The sequence below is a fragment of the Flavobacterium aureirubrum genome, from assembly GCF_038739835.1.
GTDB lineage: Bacteria > Bacteroidota > Bacteroidia > Flavobacteriales > Flavobacteriaceae > Flavobacterium > Flavobacterium aureirubrum.
In genome coordinates, this window is record NZ_JBCGDO010000003.1 from 11,959 (window position 1) to 33,478 (window position 21,520).

At 34.3% G+C, this 21,520-nt stretch carries 14 protein-coding genes; 5 read left to right on the top strand and 9 right to left on the bottom strand.

The features are described 5' to 3' along the window. Positions 1 to 60 precede the first annotated feature (60 nt). From WFZ85_RS03425 to WFZ85_RS03465, 9 genes are all read right to left on the bottom strand, one after another. Entirely contained in the window at positions 61 to 1,755 is a 1,695-nt protein-coding gene (locus WFZ85_RS03425; protein WP_342694886.1) for a DUF4397 domain-containing protein, read from the bottom strand. Between the two features lie 447 nt (positions 1,756 to 2,202). Further along, positions 2,203 to 2,565 (bottom strand): hypothetical protein, encoded by a 363-nt coding sequence (locus tag WFZ85_RS03430; protein WP_342694887.1) that lies wholly within the window; start codon positions 2,563 to 2,565, stop codon positions 2,203 to 2,205. 39 nt (positions 2,566 to 2,604) lie between these two features. Beyond that, positions 2,605 to 2,883: a hypothetical protein gene (locus WFZ85_RS03435; RefSeq protein WP_342694888.1), complete on the bottom strand. Its 279-nt coding sequence runs from the start codon at positions 2,881 to 2,883 to the stop codon at positions 2,605 to 2,607. Between the two features lie 63 nt (positions 2,884 to 2,946). Continuing rightward, positions 2,947 to 3,549: a hypothetical protein gene (locus tag WFZ85_RS03440; protein ID WP_342694889.1), complete on the bottom strand. Its 603-nt coding sequence runs from the start codon at positions 3,547 to 3,549 to the stop codon at positions 2,947 to 2,949. A gap of 116 nt (positions 3,550 to 3,665) precedes the next feature. Beyond that, positions 3,666 to 4,976 carry an AsmA family protein gene (locus WFZ85_RS03445; protein WP_342694890.1) on the bottom strand — a complete coding sequence of 437 codons (1,311 nt, stop codon included), beginning with the start codon at positions 4,974 to 4,976 and terminating at the stop codon, positions 3,666 to 3,668. Positions 4,977 to 5,074: 98 nt separating this feature from the next. Further along, positions 5,075 to 7,954 (bottom strand): T9SS type A sorting domain-containing protein, encoded by a 2,880-nt coding sequence (locus WFZ85_RS03450; protein WP_342694891.1) that lies wholly within the window; start codon positions 7,952 to 7,954, stop codon positions 5,075 to 5,077. Positions 7,955 to 8,030: 76 nt separating this feature from the next. Continuing rightward, positions 8,031 to 9,161 carry a SusE domain-containing protein gene (locus tag WFZ85_RS03455; RefSeq protein WP_342694892.1) on the bottom strand — a complete coding sequence of 377 codons (1,131 nt, stop codon included), beginning with the start codon at positions 9,159 to 9,161 and terminating at the stop codon, positions 8,031 to 8,033. 17 nt (positions 9,162 to 9,178) lie between these two features. After that, the gene (locus tag WFZ85_RS03460) at positions 9,179 to 10,801 is read right to left on the bottom strand and encodes a RagB/SusD family nutrient uptake outer membrane protein (protein ID WP_342694893.1); all 1,623 of its coding nucleotides are present in this window, start codon (positions 10,799 to 10,801) and stop codon (positions 9,179 to 9,181) included. A gap of 7 nt (positions 10,802 to 10,808) precedes the next feature. After that, positions 10,809 to 13,814, bottom strand: coding sequence for a SusC/RagA family TonB-linked outer membrane protein (locus WFZ85_RS03465; protein ID WP_342694894.1), 3,006 nt, complete (start codon positions 13,812 to 13,814; stop codon positions 10,809 to 10,811). A gap of 235 nt (positions 13,815 to 14,049) precedes the next feature. On the opposite strand from WFZ85_RS03465, the gene WFZ85_RS03470 reads away from it, so the two are divergent. From WFZ85_RS03470 to WFZ85_RS03490, 5 genes are all read left to right on the top strand, one after another. Further along, positions 14,050 to 15,072, top strand: coding sequence for a LacI family DNA-binding transcriptional regulator (locus WFZ85_RS03470; protein WP_342694895.1), 1,023 nt, complete (start codon positions 14,050 to 14,052; stop codon positions 15,070 to 15,072). 189 nt (positions 15,073 to 15,261) lie between these two features. Beyond that, positions 15,262 to 16,590, top strand: a complete 1,329-nt coding sequence (locus WFZ85_RS03475) for an MFS transporter (protein WP_342694896.1) — start codon at positions 15,262 to 15,264, stop codon at positions 16,588 to 16,590. Between the two features lie 11 nt (positions 16,591 to 16,601). Further along, a complete protein-coding gene (gene pgmB, locus WFZ85_RS03480; RefSeq protein ID WP_342694897.1) occupies positions 16,602 to 17,258 on the top strand; it encodes a beta-phosphoglucomutase in 657 nt (218 codons plus the stop codon). A 55-nt stretch (positions 17,259 to 17,313) separates the two neighbouring features. Further along, positions 17,314 to 19,617, top strand: a complete 2,304-nt coding sequence (locus tag WFZ85_RS03485; protein WP_342694898.1) for a glycoside hydrolase family 65 protein — start codon at positions 17,314 to 17,316, stop codon at positions 19,615 to 19,617. Between the two features lie 64 nt (positions 19,618 to 19,681). Next, positions 19,682 to 21,511, top strand: a complete 1,830-nt coding sequence (locus WFZ85_RS03490; protein WP_342694899.1) for a glycoside hydrolase family 13 protein — start codon at positions 19,682 to 19,684, stop codon at positions 21,509 to 21,511. Positions 21,512 to 21,520: the final 9 nt, after the last annotated feature.

Sequence of the window (21,520 nt, forward strand, 5' to 3'; positions counted from 1 at the left end):
TACAAAAAAAGGCCGTTTTAAATAAAAACGACCTTTTCAATTAACTACATTTGCTTAAACTTAGTTCTTTATAACAATTTTTTTGTTGATGACGTTATTATCAACATCTAAAGATAACATGTAAACACCATTAGCTATTCCTGATACATCAATTGGATTAACAGTAGACGTATTTTTAATAATTACTCTACCATTTAAATCGTAAAGCGTTGCCTTTGAACTCTCAAATGCAAACGGAATGTTTATGTTTAAAACCGTGTTAGCTGGATTAGGATAAACAGCAATTTGGTCAAGATTAAAATCATTGACATTTAATGGAACTGTTGGTAACGGTATTAAATCACCACCAGCAGCAGTAGCTACCCATAATCCAAAGGCTGGACCATCGCTATTTACTGCAGGATTTAAAAATCCACTAGCCACTACAGTTATAGCTGCACCATCTAAATTTAATGTTTGAAGCGGAGCTAAATATCTTGCCACAGTGGTTGTTCCAGTTGCATCACGAACTTCTAAGGTGAAATCTAAATTACGTAACTCTAAATAGCCTTGAAATTCTGGGAAAGAGATATCGTTTACAATAGTTCCTGCACCAACACCCGTTTCTACAACATCCACTGTTGGAGCATCAGGTGAACCATGGTTTACTAATACATCTGTTTCTGCTGGATTAGAAGCCGTTTCACGACCTTGAGCAAATACATTTAGAGCAAAGTTTGGAGCTACGCTATATCCAGTTGGAGAAACAATTCCGTTGGCAACTGCAATGTAGGTTTCACCATCTGCAAGAGTAGTAGTAATGTCATAAATACTTTCTGCAACAGATGTACTGTTTCCTGGAGCAATATCAATAGTTAAAGCAACACCAGCAGGAACTGTTCTAAACTCAGTAGCTTTTCTAAATTGGAAATTGTCTATAAATAAATCACCGTTTACATATACATCAACCGTTTGTGCAGCAGCATCAGGCGAGTTGTGAATTACTTGCAAACGAGCTGTTGGGTTTACAGGCGATGGTAACGGTATTAAATCACCACCAGCAGCAGTAGCAACCAATAATCCAAAGGCTGGACCATCACTATTTACTGCAGGATTTAAAAATCCACTAGCCACTACAGTTATTGCATCACTTTGTAGAAACAAATCACTTAAAGGAGCTGAATATCGTGCTACAGTTGTTGTTCCAGTTTGATCTTTTACATCTAAAACATAATTAGCCGTTGGTAATTCGTAATAATTAGTAAACGTACCATAAGCTAAATTATCAACAAATGTTCCTAATCCAACTCCCGACTCTACAACGTCCACAATTGGGGCATCAGGAGAGCCGTGAACTACTAATACATCAGTGTTTGTTAGAACAGGTGTTCCTTCACGACCGCCTGTATAAATATTCAATGCAAAATTTGGTGCAACTGAATACCCAGTTGGACTAATAATACCGTTGGCTACTATAATATAAGTTTCACCAGCAGTTAATGTTGTTGTTGTAGTAGACAGTGTTTGAGACACTGATGTACTGTTGCTCGGTGCCACGTCAATAGTAATACTCGTGTGAGCAGGTAGAGTTAGAAAAGGAGTTGCCGTTCTAAAGGCAAAATTGTCCAACTCTAAAACACCGTTGATATAAATATCAACTTGTTGTGCTGCCAAGTCGGGAGAGTTGTGAATGACTTGTACTCTGGCAGTCTGAGCAAAGCCGGCAGTTGCTGTAAATAAGAGCAACAAATTTAATAAGTGGGAAATTTTCTTCATAGTGATTGCTTTTTTGTTTAACAAAACAAATACAATATTAGTCAATTGTTAAAATGTTAACAAATTAATAAATTATCAGACTTTAAGAAAAATTTACAAATTTTTTAAGATTTAGCTCCGTTTAAAATTATTGTAACTTTTTAATCCTAAACTTTTTAACGCGCTTTTCTATGTTTACATTTAATACACAATAGTTCTACGGAAGTACAGATATTTTTATTAAAAATTGATATGTAAGCTCAATATTTAATCATTTGTTTCAAATTTTTAATAATATCAAATAAAACAGAAAAAACAGATAGAAGAAATAAATTTAGAAAGGCTACTATCTTAAAAAAAGGAAATAAAACACAATTACATTAAAATTGTATCAGAAGAAAAACTAATAGCAATAGCGTACGAGACAGTATTAATCGATAGTGTTTAGCATGCGCGCGGAACAATTTATTATTTTGGTTCCGTTGAAAGTGATTGAGGAACATCACCATCATACTCTGTCTCTTCAAGGTCTTGGGTTTCTTTACCTAACCTTACCCTTGGATTGTCTTTTGTTCCCGTTATTTTAAGTGGAATTCCAATAATTCCTAACGGAGGTAAACCTAACCGCATTTTAATATTTAATAATCCATCAAAACTTGTTGTCCCTTCTATTCGTGGGCGGAAACCAGCAACTTTAAATCGGAAACGCTCTATAGTAATAATATTATTTTTTACGGTTGTATTAATATCAACTTTAGACAAGTCAGGATTTGCTATGGCTTCTTTACCTGTTTTTTTACTTACTATTCCAAACATTTTAAATCCTTTCATTTTCACATTTTTAACGGATAATGTTCCACCACCAGTTAACTAAGGATAAATGGGCGACATATTACCATCAAGAATTCCTGCTACTTTATAATTCAGTGATACAATTCCCTCAGCGCTTTCGGCAGCAGAAGCCATTTCTCTAAACATTTTTACTTCGTCATAAGCACGTTTTATGTCAAACTCTTTGGCATCCACTTTAAAATTAAAAAATGCTTTCTCGGTAGATTGACTTCCATAAACTAAATCCATAAGAACAGTACTGCCAATCAAATCGAACCCTGCCTTTCTAAGTTCAAGTTTTCCCTGATTGATTTTCATGTTACCTTTCAAATTATCAATGTCTAAACCATCAAAATTAATTTTATTGGCTGTGGCATTAAATTACAAATCGAAGTTGGACGGAATTACAACAACACCAGTTTCAACTTTGGTTTCAGTTGGAGCAGTCATCGGAGGATAAACAGTTGTTATTTCATTTGGCAGCATAAATTCATCTATATTAATATAATTTGAATGCAGCGTAAAGTTGCCTTTTAAAATTGCATTATCTGTTAGTACAAAATCGATGACATTTTGTAAATATCCATTCATTTTAAAATCGGATTGACCATAAGAAGCTAAAAAGTTATTGAAATTCATTTTATCTTGATTGAAAATAAAAGTCCCTTCTTTGATAATAAATGGTTGTGGTAAATATTCCGAAGTGGTTTTGATATTTCTCAATTTCAATGTTCCGCTATTCTGAAGTTTATTATATCTTCTGTTCATAGCATCATTTTGAGATCCTTTAAAGGCAACATCAGCATTTATATATCCTTTTAATTCTAATCCTTTTTGAGAAAACACTTTATATATTTTAGCAATATCAAGTTCGCCTTTGGCTTTTATATCATAATAAATGTTTTCAAAGTTTTTAAGTTTTGCATTAACATATATAGGTTTTCCTTCAAATTCAAATGACGCTGGAGCGATGCTTACATTCAAATCTTGAAGCGTACCTTTCTTGTCAACAACGTTTGCTAAAAGCGTAATATTCTTTAAAGGATTAGGATAATAATCCGTTTTGATATACCCGTTTTTGAAAGAAATCGAACCATTAGTTACAGGAATTTTGCCATTTTTTTATCATAAATACCATTTGATTTAATATCCATATTCAAAATGCCTCTCAAATCCATATTTTGTATACCGAATGCTCTGCCCATAGCTGCCAAATCAATTTTTGAATTAATTCGAGCATCTATTTTTGGTGTTGACATTCCTTCAGTTTTGATAATTCCTTTTATATAATCTTTATTGACATTGAAGAATACCGAGTCAATATTTACAAGTAGTTTTTCAGTATCCAAAGAAGGTAATTTAGTGTCAAAATTTAAAAAGATATTGGAAACAGGGAATGGAGCATCGCTATAATTTATCATACCGTTTCTAATTTTCATATTGAAGGCTAAATCGGGCTTTTGATTTTTGGACTCAATATATTTTCCTTTTAAAGTAAACGATAAATCGGTGTTTCCTTCCACTTTTGTCTTTTTGAGCCACGTAACATAACTTGGAGGTAATGCAGTAAAAAAGTCATTTAGCTTGCTATTGGTAGATTTGATATTAAAATCCATATTGTATCCATTGCTCAAGAAGTCAAACTTCCCTATGAAATCAACTGGTAGTTTATTAATTTTTAAGTTGTTTTGTTGAAATACAAAAGCCAAAGAGTTTGTATTAATATTAGTTATTAAATCGGCGTCGACCTTTTTATTTTTCAAATATTGTTCGCCGTTGTATGTTAAACTAAAATCGTCAATTTGTGCCTCTGTATATATTTCAAAGACCGCTAAATCTAAATCACCATTACCAGCATAATTGAAACCTTTTGCATCGATTAACATTTTAGTTGCTTTATCATCATAAACTAACCTTGTGTTTTCGATAACAATTTTTTCAAGTCGCAGTGCAGTTTCACTATCATTACTTTTTTTCTTTTTTCTAGGTTCCGCGATATAAACATTATAATTTGCTTGACCTTTTTCATTTACGCGAACATTTATAACAGCATCGGAAACAAAAATTTTATCAATATTTATTTTTTTATCAAGTAAAAGCGACTTTAAATTAATACCAAAAGCCACTTCTTGTGCTGAAACTAAAGTTTCTTTAACATAGGGTGCTGAGCCTTTTAGTGAAAAATCGGTGAGAGTAAGAGTTAGTGATGGGAAATGATTAAAAAAGGAAAGTTTCGTTTCTTTGAAGTCAAGTTCGCCTGTGAGCTTTTTATTTGCAAATAATTTTACTTCATTAGCAATTTTTTCAGGAAAAAGAATTGGAAGCACGAACATCAAAAAAAGAATTGAAGCCATCGCAACTCCTAAAATTTTAAAAAACTTTAACCCTTTATATTTAATTGATTTTTGCATTGTTAATGATTAAAAATTGCCAATAAATAAACGGTAAAAATACAAAAAAAGCCACGCTCTAAAAACGTGGCTTTCTGAATTAATTTTTAACTCGTGTTTTATTCTTTAATTAACTTTGTAGTCTTAGTGTTATTATTAGCATCTACTATTTTAACTAAATAGACACCTCTGTTTAAATCATTCACATCAAATTGATAATTTTCTGTAGATATAGAGTCAAATGATTTTACTAATTGTCCAGTTACTGAGTAAACATCGACTTTCGATACTAAGCCGTTTATAGTAAAACTTCCAGACGTTGGATTTGGATAAAGAGCTAAACTTCTAAATTCATTGTTTACAATATCCAGAGCACTTTGCTGGTTACCAAATATTCGATAACCACCGGGTTCAATAGAAACATTTTGATTTTGATTAGTAACGTTTAATGTAGTATTATCCATTAAATTCACCCAGTTACCGGTAAAAGGGAAACCACCCGGAACATTATAAGTGCTATCTGAAAAATTTGTCAACACAAACACATAACTCAATGACGGTGTGGGAGATGTTGATGTCCAAACATCTAATCGTGGTCTTCCAACTTGGCTAAAATTCCATGCAAATTGACCATTTTCAAACACATCTTCCCTTATTCTTAAATCAATTTGTCTAGCCCATTGGTTATAAACGTTTGCTCTAGCAGGATTTTGTAACCAATTTTCTGCCCATTGAGGCTGAGGTTTAGTATCTAATTTACATCCATCATTAAACTGAACGGTACCGTTGCTGCATAAGAATAAAGAGTCATCCCATCCAAGTGCACCAAAGTGCCAAATCATTTTTGGTCCAGGCACCATAAATAAAACTGAACCCATTGCAGGCAATCTTTGTAAAACTTTATCTAAATTACCAACGGTTTGTCCGGCCTCATTCAATGCTTTATAAACTACTCTCTCTTCATCATGACTTTCTGCGTAGCCAATCATTCTATCAGATGGATCAGTAACCGCTGCAAGGTTTGTCGCATTTCCTTTCAATAAGTTTGCATAAGGATCAGTCATTTTTCTCCACTGCATGATACCACCTTGGTTTCCAACTCTATTATAACTGGCCCATTCCACTTCTTCTTGCGCTGAACCACCAGTTCCTAAATGTTCAAAAATTACAAGCGAAAGTGGATCTGCTGCCCATTGATTGTCCGCATACCATTTCATTTTCGCAACACGATCGGTTCTATAGCCATTTGTACAACCTTCATCCATTGAAGTACACTGGTTTGTAAATCCTTTCGTTAAATCCCAACGGTAACCATCAATTTTAAATTCATTAATCCAATATTGAATTGTACGAATAGCATAAGTATTTGTTAAATTCCCGCCTGGACCTGTTTCTCTAAAATGATTTAAGTCACTTCCCACATTATAGCTATGTAAGGCAACTTGATTAACATAAGGGTTTTCGGTAGTTGTTCTTGGCCCTGTTCCGTTAGCCCAACCATCGTTATCAGAATCTAACATCCACATTCTTTCTAAAGGTGAACGTCCAAAAACATGATTTAATGCTATATCTAAAATTACCGCAATACCGTTTTGATGACATAAATCTACAAATTCTTTCAATTTAACTGGCGGACCGTAACGTTTGTCCAACGCCATATGAAAAACCGTATTGTAACCCCAACTCATGTTACCTTCAAACTCCATAACTGGCATCAATTTAATAGCATTTATCTTCAGATTCTTAAAATAATCGATTCTATTAATTAAATCTTGATACGTTCTTGTTGCATCAAAATCTCTGATCAAAACTTCATAAAACACTAAATCTTTCTTTTTAGGTTTAACAAAATTTGTGGTCGCGCTGCTCCAATTATAAGAAAATAAATTATTCGGTCCTGTTTGTAGCACGGTTACTTCTCTTTCTTGACCTGGCGCAATTGTTGAATAAGCAGGCAAGTTAGGGAATACTCCAAGTGTCTGTATTTCTGGGTCGTCAAATGGTGACAGGACAAGAGTAGAAAATGGGTCAGCAGTTTTAACAATTGCAGGCGAACCAACTGGTAAATTTACGACATCACAAACCCAATATTGATAAGCATAAATCTGTCCCGGCGTCAATCCTGTTAATTCAAGGAAAAACCTCGTCGATCCTGGTGCACTATCTCTTCTCATTGCAAATCCTGATGTTGGTTGCCAGTTATTAAAACTTCCAGCAACGTATACAAAACTTTTAAAAGGAGCATTTAAAACGAGGGTTGCTCTAGTTGGATCTGTTGGATTATAATTTATACCATCAACTAATCCCGCAGGCATAGCTGCCGAATTTGTCCCAGGATTAATAATTACAGAGAATCTGGCTGTAAAAGTTGTATTGCCTTGTGTAACTCTTAATTCGTAATTTTTATTAACAGTAATGTTTGTATCAGTAAAAGAGTAATTTGAAGTAGTTGCAGTGTTAATAGTAACCCCATTAGCTAGTAAATTGTAAGTTGCAACTCCATTTGTATTACTTGCGGTGATCAGTTGATTGGCGCCACTATTAATTATAGAACTACTGTTTAACAATGGTGACGACAAATTGTATTGAAATGCTCCAACAGGAATGAATGCGTCTGATGTTTGCAAGGTAGCATCTGCACTTCTAAAAATAATGCAAATCTGTGTGATTGAATTGGCTGGTGAAACACCAAAATACGTAAATAAATCAGGTGTAATACTTAAAGTGTAGGTATTTGCACCTGGCGCTGTCTGGGTCATTTGAGGTTGAATATTATTTCCCCAAATTGGACTACCTTTAATATTTTGCCATTGAGTACCATTGACGGTTACGCCTACATAAGCATAAATAATACCATTGTAAGCCGCTAAAGGTGTACCAGCTTTATTAAAAGTAATTGTCGCTGGTTGATCGGCTAACACCGGTGAAGGTGATGTTGTAATCTGTGCATTCATATTGAAAACGAATGCGAGAAAGAGAGAAAGGAATGCTTTTTTCATAACTTTTATTAATTTTTTGATAAAAAAAAGGGCTGAACAGTTTTACTAGATTCAGCCCTATAAAATTAAATTTTAATTAGTCAACTGTAATCACTTTTGTGATTGTGTTAACAGTAAATCTTCGAACGGCATTTGGTCCAGTATATCTAAAGTTACTATCTCCATCGTTTGAATTTTCTAACTCATCGTCAATTGTATAACCATCATTATCGAAAGAAGGGTAATTTCTATTTGGAGAACTCCAACTGTCACCGCCGTCATTTGCTAACCAAATTCTGAAAGTCGCTTCAGCACCAGCCTCAGAACTAAAACGGATGATCGCCTGATAAATACCTGGAGCGACAAGACCTAATTCAGACTCATTATTACCTGTCCACGACCATCCTCCAGGTGTAGCACGACCAACTAACCAATAAGAATTTGCCGCTGTTGCACCTTGGAATGCCGTAATTGATTTTTGATTTTCATCAATTTTTAAACGGTGAACACCAGGTGTACCTATAAATCTAAAATTAGAGTCTCCATCGTTTGCATTTTCAAAATTTGTACTTATTTTATAACCAAGACCAGTGTAGTATGGAAAATTTCTTCCTGATCCCCAATTTGACTCTTCTGTAAAAAATCTAAAAGTACCGTTGGCAAAAGTTACTGATGCAGTCAACACATTATCATCGCAGATTAGATTTAACGGATTGTCCCAATTCCAGCCAGCAGAAGGAATTCCTGCACCAACTGCAAATTGTCCTAAACAGCCATAAGTTGTTACCAAGTAAGTAATAGTATTAGAATAAGTTGGTTCAGAAGAGCCAACAGTTGCTTTAATTCTAATATCAACTGGACTTTGAACAAAAGGAGTACCACCAGCAACTAAAACTGCAAAGTTTAATTGACTTGATTGAACGCTTATGAATTCATTTGTTGTTGTAGCCAACACTTGTGCAGTAGAAAAATCTGATCCTGCAGGTGCCAACTCTACCGCATATTGTACTTCAGTAGGCGTTGAAAAATCTGCCTCTGACCATGTTAAAGAAATTCCTGGATTGCTTGGGGTAGTTTCATTCAAAACAACCGCATCACCTGTTAAAGGCGTAATTATTGAAAACGACTCAGCTGGTCTTATGAACTTTAAATCTTGCTCATCCTCACACGATGTGATAAGAAAAGCACTGATTGTTACTGCTAAAATTGATTTTACTATATTTTTCATATTTACTTTATTAATTATTAATAACCTGTATTTTGAGTTAAATTAGGGTTTGCTACTAAAGCAAGTTGTGGAATTGGGTAAACATTTCGGTTTGCCGAAATAGCAATACCTGCTGGAGCATTTCCTTTCCATGCCCAAATATAATTCCCACCAGAATATTTGCCGAAACGGATCAAATCTTGTCTTCTGTGTGCTTCCCAATGCAATTCTCGTGATCTTTCATCTAATATAAAGTCAAGAGTAACTTGGTTTGATGTTACATTAGCAAAATTTCCATCGTTAGCTCTTTCTCTCAAAGCATTGATATATCCGAGAGATTGTGAAGTTAAATTAGTTACAGAACTACCATTTGTTGCACCATCTTTTCTCATCTGTGCCTCGGCGTACATTAAGTAAGCATCTGCTAATCTAAATAGTGGGAAATCTGTATCAACAAATGTAGGGTTCGAACCAGGTAATCCATTGGAAGAAACATTGGAAAACTTAGCTAAAATAAAACCTTGATTTCTATTATTAATATCTAAGATATCTAACGTTCTCAATCCGCCACCTGACAGCGTTTTTCTTGCATCAAAGTCAAAATCTGATCCGTTGAATTTTTCAACAAACTGCTTTCTTAAACGAATGGCACCACCCCAACCACCGGCATTAACTCCTAGCGAAATACCGTTAGTCTCAAGTGAACCAACAGAACCGTTGACCATAACTGTTGTTGGTCCAAAATTTTGCGTTACTAAACCGTCAGATTGAATAGCAAAAATCATCTCTGTGGATGTGTTATTATCAGCTCTAAAATTATCTAAATAATTAGGTTCAAGAACATAACCACCAGCGATAATTGCTTCACATTGCGTCATACAATCCTGATATCTATTTTGTCCAACATAAACTTCAGCATTAAGATACATCTTTGCTAAAATCATTCTTGCAAATGCCTGATCTAAACGACCGCTTTCATTGCTTCTTGGTGCTTTTAAAAGCGGAATTAAAGCTGTTAAATCTGTTTCAATAAATTGAAATAGTTGCTGTCTATTATATTGGACACCAGCTATAGCAACCGCCTGATCTTCTGTATTAAACGCAGCTTTACCAAACATATCCATCAAATGATAGTAGGCCAACGCTCTCATAGCTTTCATTTCATTTCTATAATCTTGAATATCGCTCAATAAAGTAGCGTTTGTCACACCTCTTGCTGATAATTTTTCAGGAGTTGTTTGTCTTAAATACTCATTACATAAAGCTACATGAAACATTCCTCTACTAAACATACCTCTAATAATGACATTGTCAGCATTCCAAATGTTACGTTGTAAATCTCTCACACCACCATCATTTTCATAACTCCAGATAGCTTCGTCTGTAGAAAGATTTTGCAAATACCATAAACAACGACCGTATTGGCTAGTACCTGCGTCGATACCACCAATGTTTGACGATTCTGGACCATTTGTTCCAGTTAAAGCCAAATTACCGTAAACACCTGCTAATCCTTTTTTGTAAGCATCAGGTTGAGAAAAAAACTCTTCCGAAAGAAACGTATCAGGATCATTTGGTGTAATATCTAAATCGCTTTCACATGAAGTAAAAACAACTGCAATAAGCGCTAGATAAATAAAATTAAACTTACTTTTTTTCATAGTTATTTTAGAATTTTAAATTTGCTCCGAACAAAAATTGTCTTTGTCTTGGATATATTGTATTATCAAGTCCATCATTTGTAATTTCAGGATCTAAACCTGAATATTCTGTTATTATAAATGCGTTCTGTACACCAGTAAATAGACGTAACGATGCTTTGCCATCTAACCATTCAGGGAATGTATAACCTACAGTGATGTTATCCATACGTAAAAAAGAACCATTCTCAACATAAATATCGGAAAGAGCTGTAATATCATTAGGTGTACCAAAACCAGTATTATTAAAGGCGTTAGGGATATTAGCAAGCTGAGCGTCGTTGCCAACTGCATATTCAGAGTAAGCACGTGTAGCATTTACTTGGTTCAATATTCTATTTCCAACACTTGCTCTTAAAAAGAAAGAGAAGTCAAAGTTTTTGTAATTCATATTTGATGAAAAACCAAATACCGCATCGGGATCAGCATTTTTATATAAATATCGATCACTAGCATTAATAATTCCGTCGCTATTTAAATCGGCAAAAGCACCATCGATAGGCGAACCATTTGGATTATACAACTGTTTATACACAAAAAATGACCCTGGTGTAAAACCAACTCTATTTATTAATGATGTACCTCCAAAACCTCCACCTGAACCACCAAAAAATTGTTCTCTTGTTCCAGCAGGAAGTTCTTCAATTCTTCTCTCAAATGAAGTAGCATTAAAATTGACGTTCCAATTAAAATTGTCGCCTCTAACTACCTCTGCATTTAAATTAAACTCGATACCTTTCGTTGAGAAACTACCACCGCTTGCTGGTCCTTGATTGGTAAAATTGCTACCATCTGCAAACGGAGTATCTCTAAAATATAAATCATCAGTTAATTTATAAAAAACATCTACACTTCCTGATAATCTGTTGTCAAATAATCCGTAATCAATACCTGCGTTGTAAGATGCTGTTTCTTCCCATTTGATATTTGGATTATATGCATTTGGAACTCCTGCAAGAAATGATTGCCCACCGAAACTATATTGCGAATTAAGTAGTCCGGTAGTATATTTTGGCAAGAAAAAATCCCCAACAGGAATGGCTTGTTGTCCAGAGATCCCCCAACCCAATCTTAATTTAAAATCAGAAATCATCTTACTGTCTTTAAAGAAATCTTCTTTCATTTTCCAAGCAAAAGCAGCAGAAGGATAATTGCCCCAACGGTTTTCCTCTGAAAAACGCGAAGTACCATCTCTTCTAAAAGATAATGTCAATAGATACTTATTGTCTTTAAACCCTATATTAGTCCTTGCAAAATATCCAAGTAAAACTTCATCTGGCGCATCAATAACATCAGGCGCATCTGCAGGGTTATTTCTGTTTCTACTTCTGAAGCCACTAAACTCAAATTTTTGATATGAATAACCAGCAGTTGCCTCTATACTTGTAGTGCCAAATTTTTTGTTGTAAACAAAATACGCATCAAGCAATTTGTTTCTGCGTGTATCTTCATCTCTAATATTAGTTCCAATAAAAGTGTCAATTAAAAACGGACTTGTTGCCACACCAACTGTGCCTCTATTTATCCTTCTAATACCATTAGATTCGTCAAAACCTAAATTAACAACTGCTCTCAAAGATGGAAAAAAATGAAATTTATAGTCGATTTCAAAATTCCCTAAAAAACGGTTATTAACACCTGTGTCATCAGTTTGCAATAACTCCGCAACAGGATTCCGTGGCGATTGAGGAACTAAACCGTCCGGCTGTGTCGGATTTTCATATTCAAAGAAACCACCAAAATTATTACTATAAGGATTTCTAACTGGTTTGGTTGGGTCGAAACGAATCGCGGTACCTTCAACGTTATTAGCAAATCTGTTACGTTCATTACTATATAAAGCTGAAACATTAAGTTTTAAATGGTCGTCAAAGAACTTAGGGTTTAATGCCACCGAAACGTTATTTCTCGTAAAATCGTTTGTTAAACGCAATCCCTGCTGATAAGTATTATTAATGGTTAATTTAGCAGGAATCTTATTAAATAATTGTCCTCTCAAACTTAAATTGTTATCTACAAAATCTGTTCTTCTGTAAATAGCATCTTGCCAGTCTGTATTATAAAATTCTCTAGCCTCATTTTCAGGAGTCGCTGGATTATCCACAATATTTGGATTTAAAATGCCGAGTTCTCCAACGCGTGAAGGATGATTTTGCTGTAAAAAGCTCGTAAACTGCTGCGCATTCATCATGTCCAATTTGTTGATAATACGACCAGAACCGTATTGGAAGTTATAATCTACTGATAATTTCTTTCCGCCACGCTTTGTAGTGATAATTATAACACCATTAGCAGCTCTTGAACCATAAATTGCAGAGGCAGACGCGTCTTTTAACACGTTGAAACTTTCTATATCATTTGGGTTCAATGAGGCTAGGATTGATGTAGCACCTACGTTAGCGTCATTTGTAATAGGTAAACCATCAATTACAATTAAAGGATCGTTAGATGCACTTAAAGACGAACCACCACGAATTCTAATTTGAGATCCGCTTCCAGGCGCACCGCCACCCGCATTAATAGTCAAACCAGCAACGCGACCGGCCAATAAATTTTCAGCGGTTACGTTTGCACCTTTATTGAAATCTTTCGCAGCAATCTGTGTTACAGAACCTGTTAAGTCTCTCTTTTTAACACCACCATATCCTACTTGGACTACCACTTCTTGCAATAAGTTGGATGCTTCTGTAAGTGTAACACTTACTTCTTTTTGTCCGGAAAAAGTGATTGTATTGGAGTCATAACCAATATAGGAGAAAAGTATTTTATCTCCGTTTTTAACACCTCCAAGTTTAAATTTTCCGTCAAAATCGGTTGTTGTGCTACTATTAGCACCTTGAACGACAACATTCACACCAGGTAAAGGTTGATTAGTATTAGAATCAAAAACAACACCTGTCAATGTACTTTGTGCAAGTAGACTAAAAGGCAGCGCTAGTAATAAAAATAACAACTTTTTATAAATTGTTTTCATACATTTTGTTTAGGTTAAAAGTTAGTTTTGTGCTTGTATTTTTACTTCGAATGTTAAAATTAGTTAAAATTATTTAAAATCAGCCATCTCTGAAATAAACACATGTTAAATTTGCTTCGAAAACGTTTGCGTGTTGAAAACTTTTTGAATATTTTATTATTTTGGGATTAAATTTAACAAATGTAAAAATATAATATATCTTTATTCAGAAATCTGTATTCACAAAACATATCTAATGAAAAGAAAAGTAACTCTCAAAGAAATAGCTAAAGAACTCGATGTCTCCATTTCAACTGTTTCAAAATCTTTAAAAAACAGTCTGGAAATAAGTGAAGATACCAGACAAAAAGTGCAAGCTTTTGCTAAATTATATAATTACAAGCCAAACAACATTGCATTAAGCTTAAAAAACAGAAAGACTAAAACAATTTGTGTAATCATACCAGAAATTATTCATCACTTTTTTGCAACTGTTATTAGCGGAGTTGAAGCTGTTGCCAATGAAAACGGATACAATGTTATAGTCTGCTTATCTGACGAATCTTTTGATAAAGAAGTAATTAACATGGAAATGTTAGCCAATGGTAGTATTGATGGTTTTATCATGTCTTTATCCAAAGAAACCCAACAAAAAAAGGATTTTCATCACATCGCAGAAGTAATAAATCAAGGAATGCCAGTGGTACTTTTTGATAGAGTTACTAATGATATTCTTTGTGATAAAGTAATCATTGATGATAATTTAGCTGCCTACAATGCAACACAATTTTTGATCGATAAAGGACTAAAAAAAATTGCTATTATTAGTACTGTTGATTATGTGAGTGTGGGTAAACTACGAACCGATGGATACAGGAAAGCGCTTACAAACAATGACATAAAGGTTGACGAAAATATAATTCTGAAAATTGAAGATACAGAAAATTTCGAGGCATCAATAGAAAATTTAATTCTTAACAACGAAATAGAAGCCCTATTTGCTGTCAATGAAATATTTGCTGTTACAGCGTTGAAAATAGCTAAAAAACACAATATTAAAGTTCCAGAAGATTTGTCTGTTATCGGTTTTACCGACGGTATTATTTCAAAATATGCTACTCCAAGTATTTCTACAGTGAGCCAAAACGGTATTAAAATGGGAGGCAAAGCCGCAAAAATGCTGATTGAAAGATTGGAAAACGAAGAAGAAGCTGCCGAAGAGCAATACAAAATAGAAGTTATCGAAACGGAGCTTGTTGAAAGAGAGTCTACTAAATAAGTTGGCTATATTTATTAACAAAAAACGTTTTCGTAACTAGTTCGTCGTTTTTTTTTAAGCCGAAACCATCACCTTTTAAATTCTTTATTATATTTACAACCATTATCAAAGCTTGTCCTTTTTACTTCGAAAACAAAAATAAAGTTTTGATAAGCGCATAGCTTATCGTATAAATTAACATTTACGATAATGAAAAAACCCAAACTAAGTTTTTGGCAAATCTGGAATCTTAGCTTCGGATTCCTTGGCGTTCAAATTGGCTATTCGCTACAAAACGGAAACACTAGCAGGATTTTAGAGGCATACGGCGCTGATGTGCATAGTATCGGTCTTTTTTGGCTCGCGGCACCATTAGCTGGCTTAATAGTTCAACCAATTATTGGTTTATCGAGTGACAAAACTTGGACTAGATTAGGTCGTCGCATTCCTTTCATATTTTTTGGTGCAATAGTTTCGGCTTTGGCCATGTTCTTTATGCCCAATGCGGGAAGTTTTACTCATATAATTCCACCACTTATTTTTGGTGCTTCGGCATTATTATTAATGGATACTTCTTTTAATGTGACTATGCAACCTTTTCGAGCATTAGTTGGAGATATGGTAAACGATGAACAAAAAAACTTAGGGTACTCACTGCAAAGTGCATTAATCAATTTTGGTGCTGTTTTTGGTTCTTTGTTGCCCTATATCTTAACTAAATTAAATGTAGCGAACGTTCCAGCAGCTGGAGAAAAAGTAGCTGACTCTGTGATTTGGTCATTTTACATTGGTGGTGCAATACTACTTTTAAGTGTTTTGTGGACTGTTTTTAGGACAAAAGAATATGCTCCAAAACAACATGCAGAATACAATAATATTGATCTTACTGCGCCTGAGGTCAAAGAAAAAACAAATTTCATAAAATTAATCGTTGCTGCACCAAAAATATTTTGGCAATTAGGAATAGTACAATTCTTCTCCTGGTTTGCTTTATTTTTAATGTGGGTTTATACCACTAGAGCAATCGCAAACCAAGTTTGGGGTGCAGAAGCAAATGACGCAACATCACTGGGTTTTAATGAAGCGGGAAACTGGACCGGTGTTATGTTTGGATTTTATAGTGCCATCGCCGCCATTTTTGCGCTGATGATTCCCTATATTGCAAAGGCCATTGGCCGAAAAAAGACTTACGGTTTTTCATTATTTTTAGGAGGTTTAGGTCTAATTTCTATGTATTTTATTCATGACAAAACGTTGTTGCTTTTCTCGATGGTGGGAGTTGGGATTGCTTGGGCTTCAATATTAGCATTACCATATGCAATGCTTTCTAGTTCTCTTCCTGCAAATAAAATGGGAGTTTACATGGGATTATTTAATGCTACCATTACAATACCTCAAATAGTTTCGGGCATTTTAGGAAGTATTATTGCAAGCTATAATTTTCCACCAATAATTATTATAACAATAGCAGGAATTTCACTTGTTCTTGCAGGTCTTTCTGTTTTTTCGGTGAAAGAAAAAGCATCTGATTTAGTATAAAAAATATCGAAATGACAAATAAAAAAGCATTCATATTCGACCTTGATGGCGTTATTGTTGATACGGCAAAATACCATTTTTTAGCATGGCAAAAAATAGCAGCGCAATTAGGGATTGAATTTACCCCAGAGCACAACGAACAACTGAAAGGAGTGAGTAGAGTTCGTTCTCTCGATATCATATTGGAACTTGGAAAAATAAAAGCTTCTCAAGAAGATAAAGATAAATGGCTTATTCAAAAAAACGAGGACTATCTATCCTATTTAGTTGATATGAACCAAAACGAAATACTACCAGGTGTGCTTCCGATTTTAGAATTTATCAAAGAAAAAAACCAACTTATCGCTTTAGGTTCAGCGAGTAAAAACGCAAGGCCTATTCTTGAAAAAACAGGAATTTTAAATTTGTTCGATGCTATTGTAGACGGTAATGATGTTACCAATGCAAAACCTGACCCTGAAGTTTTCCTTCGAGCAGCACATTTGTTACAATCAAAAAATGAAAATTCCCTTGTTTTTGAGGACTCTGTTGCAGGAATACAAGCGGCAAATAGTGCCAATATGATTAGTATTGGTATTGGAGATGAAAAAATATTACATGAAGCTAAATACATATTTAAAGATTTTACATTTATTGACGAAGCTTTTATAGAGTCATTAATTAATTAATTTTTGTTTCTTGTTTGCATACCAAAACTTAAAACTTTTTTTAACGTAGAAAAAAATGAACCAAGATTATATAAAACCAGATAACTGGTCGATTATCGAGGAAGGATTTAATACTGAACGAGTAAAATCCTCCGAAAGCTTATTTAGTATCGGGAACGGTGCGATGGGACAACGCGCCAACTTTGAAGAGCACTACTCTGGCGCAACATTTCAAGGAAGTTATATTGCAGGAGTTTACTATCCTGATAAAACGAAAGTAGGTTGGTGGAAAAATGGCTATCCCGAATATTTTGCTAAAGTTTTAAATGCTCCAAACTGGATTGGGATCAACATTGAGATTAATGGTGAAAACCTAGACTTAGCTACTTGCAAGTCTGTTTCGAATTTCCGTCGTGAATTAAACATGAAAGAAGGTATCTATTACCGGTCATTCAACGCAATTTTACAAAATGGAACTGAAATTAATGTCAATGTTTGCCGTTTTTTGTCTTTAGATTTAGATGAAGTTGGTGTAATTAATTATGAAATAACTCCATTAAATTCTGATGCCACGATAATTTTTAAACCCTATCTTGATGCTGGAGTTCATAACGAAGATGCCAATTGGGAAGAAAAATTTTGGGAACCAATAAGTGTTGCCCATGATAGCAATCAAGCTTTTGTTACTGCTAGAACTTTTAAAACACATTTTGAAGCGACTACTTTTATGCAAAACAGCATTTTACTTAATGATGTTTTACAAGACGTAAAGCCAGTTGTAACAGAGCAAACAGATGATAAAATAATGCTTGCCTACAATATTTCTGTTGAAAAAGAGCAGAAAGTTGCGATTCAGAAATTTGGCGGATACACTGTCTCTACAAATCATGTAAATACATTTGCTGCAGCAAAAAATATCATAGAAATAGCATTAGTTGTTGGTTATCATCAATTATTCGAAGATCAAAAAACTGAATGGGGGAAAATTTGGAAAATGAGTGATATTACCATCGAGGGAGATGTTAAAGCACAACAAGGAATTCGTTTTAATATCTTTCAATTAAACCAAACCTACTCTGGAAAAGACTCTCGACTCAATATCGGTCCAAAAGGATTTACAGGCGAAAAATATGGTGGTTCTACCTACTGGGATACTGAAGCGTATTGTATTCCTTTCTACATGGCGACCAAAGACCAACAAGTAGCAAGAAATTTATTGGCGTATCGTTACAATCAGTTACAAAAAGCCATTGAAAACGCTGAAAAATTGGGTTTTAAAAATGGCGCAGCATTGTATCCAATGGTTACTATGAATGGTGAAGAATGTCACAACGAATGGGAAATTACTTTTGAAGAAATCCATAGAAATGGTGCCATTGCCTTCGCAATTTTTAATTACTACCGATACACAGGTGACTACAGTTATATTCCCGAAAAAGGATTAGAAGTCCTAATTGGGATTGCTCGTTTTTGGCACCAAAGAGCCACTTTTTCAACACAAAAAAATCAATATGTAATTTTGGGAGTAACTGGTCCAAATGAATATGAAAATAACGTAAACAATAACTTCTACACCAATTATATTGCGAAATGGTGTATTGATTATGCTATTGAACAAATTCAAGTCGTTGAAAATAAATACAACTCAGATTATGTTCGAATTCTCAATAAAGTAAAATTATCTCAGTCAGAAATTTCAGAAATGAAAAAAGTAGCAGATAATATGTATTTCCCTTATTCCGAAGAACATGACGTTTATCTTCAACAAGACGGTTTCCTAGACAAAGAATTAATTACAGTGGCCAATCTTGATAAATCACAGCGTCCAATAAATCAAAAATGGTCTTGGGATAGAATTTTACGTTCTCCATACATCAAGCAAGCCGATACGTTACAAGGATTTTATTTTTTTGAAGACCATTTCACCAAAGAACAATTAGAAAAACACTTCAATTTTTATGAACCATTTACCGTTCATGAGAGCTCACTGTCACCATGTGTGCACTCTATTCAAGCAGCAATTTTGAACAAAATGGAAATGGCTTACACCTTCTATTTACGAACATCGCGTCTAGATTTAGACGATTATAATAAAGAAGTAGAAGAAGGTTTACACATCACTTCAATGGCAGGAACGTGGATGAGTATTGTAGAAGGATTTGGTGGAATGCGTGTAAAAAATAATGCATTACATTTTGAACCAAGAATTCCAAAAGAATGGGATGGTTATTCATTTAAAATCAATTTCAGAAACCAAATTTTAAAAGTGGCTGTTCAACAAAATGAAACCAATTTTTCTTTAGAAGGCGAAACTGCAATTCCAGTTTTTGTAAACGGAAAAGAAATTTTAGTTGAACCGAATAGTTTGGTAACGGTTTAAATGAACCTAACACTAACCCTGTCAGCGTTTAAAACTCTGACAGGGTTTTTTAATTATTTATAAAATGAAAAAAGCACTTCTATTACTTCTGTTTTCAATAGCAACTTACGCACAAATTGATAAAGTTGAACCTCCATTTTGGTGGAGCGATATGAATCTTTCCGATGTTCAAATTATGTTCTACGGAAAAAATATTGCGCAAAACGAAGTGTCGGTTTCTAATGGCATCATCATCAAAGGAATTCAAAAAACCGAAAACCCAAACTATGTTTTCGTTACTATTGATACCAAAAATGCAAGTGCTCAAAACATCGTTTTCACTTTCAAAAACGGTAAAAAATCATTTACAAAAAACTACGAACTCAAACAGCGTAAAGAAAATTCTCGCTTCCGCGAAAGTTACAACAGCGCTGATGTAATTTACCTTTTAATGCCCGACAGATTTGCTAATGGAAATCCAAACAACGATAGTCATCCTTCGGTTACCGAAAAATACAATCGCGATTTGCCTGGCGGAAGACATGGTGGCGATATCGAAGGAATTATTAAAAATATTGATTATTTAAATGAACTTGGTGTAACGGCCATTTGGTCAACACCTGTTTGCGAAGATAATGACGAGAACTATTCCTATCACACTTATGGACAATCTGATGTCTACAAAATTGACCCACGTTATGGCACCAATGAGGATTACCTAAAATTGAGCCAAGAATTACACAAAAAAGGCATGAAAAATATTATGGATTATGTTACCAATCATTGGGGTTGGAAACATTGGATGATGAACGATTTGCCTACTCGCGATTGGCTACATCAATTTCCAGAATTTACACAATCTAATTTCAGAATGACCACTCAATTTGATACAAATGCTTCCGAAATTGACGCAAAAAACTGTATGGACGGTTGGTTTGTAAAATCAATGCCCGATTTAAATCAATCCAATCCTTTGGTATTAAATTATCTCATTCAAAATGCCATTTGGTGGATTGAATATGCCGATTTAGATGGTTTTCGAGTAGATACCTATTCGTATAACGATAAAGTAGGAATTTCAAAATGGACTAAAGCAATCACCGATGAATATCCTTATTTCAATATTGTTGGTGAAGTTTGGATGCACGACCAAGCGCAAATGGCTTATTGGCAAAAAGACAGTAAAATTGGCGAAATACAAAGTTTCAATTCTTATTTACCTAGTGTAATGGACTTTACCTTACACGATGCTTTTGGAACTGTTTTTAACGAAGATAAAGCGACATGGGATAAAGGAATAGTTAAGGTGTATGAAAATTTTACAAATGATTTTTTATATCCAAATCCGAATAATCTTTTAACTTTTATAGAAAATCATGATACACAACGCTTCAACCATTTGTATCCCGATTTTAAAAAATACCAAATGGCAATTACTTTAATTGCTACCATTCGAGGCATTCCTCAACTATATTATGGTTCAGAAATTGGCATGGCAGGAAATAAAGACAAAGGCGATGCTGATATTCGTCAAGATTTTCCTGGCGGATGGATTAGTGATAAAAACAATGCATTTACGGCTTCTGGTCGGACTGATGTTCAGAGACAATACTTCGATTTTACCGCTAAATTATTAAACTGGAGAAAATCAAAATCAGTAATTCACTCTGGAAAAACTACTCATTATGTTCCAGAAAATAACGTTTATGTTTATTTTAGGTATAATGACAAAGAAACGGTAATGATTGTAATTAATAATTCAGCCGATAAACAAACGGTCAAAACCAATCGTTTTGCAGAAAACATTCAAAAATTCACGTCTGGAAAAGACATTGTGACGGATAAAGTTATTGATTTGAAAAATGAAATTACCATCGACGGAAAATCCGTATTAGTATTAGAGCTGAAAAAATAAATAAACCAT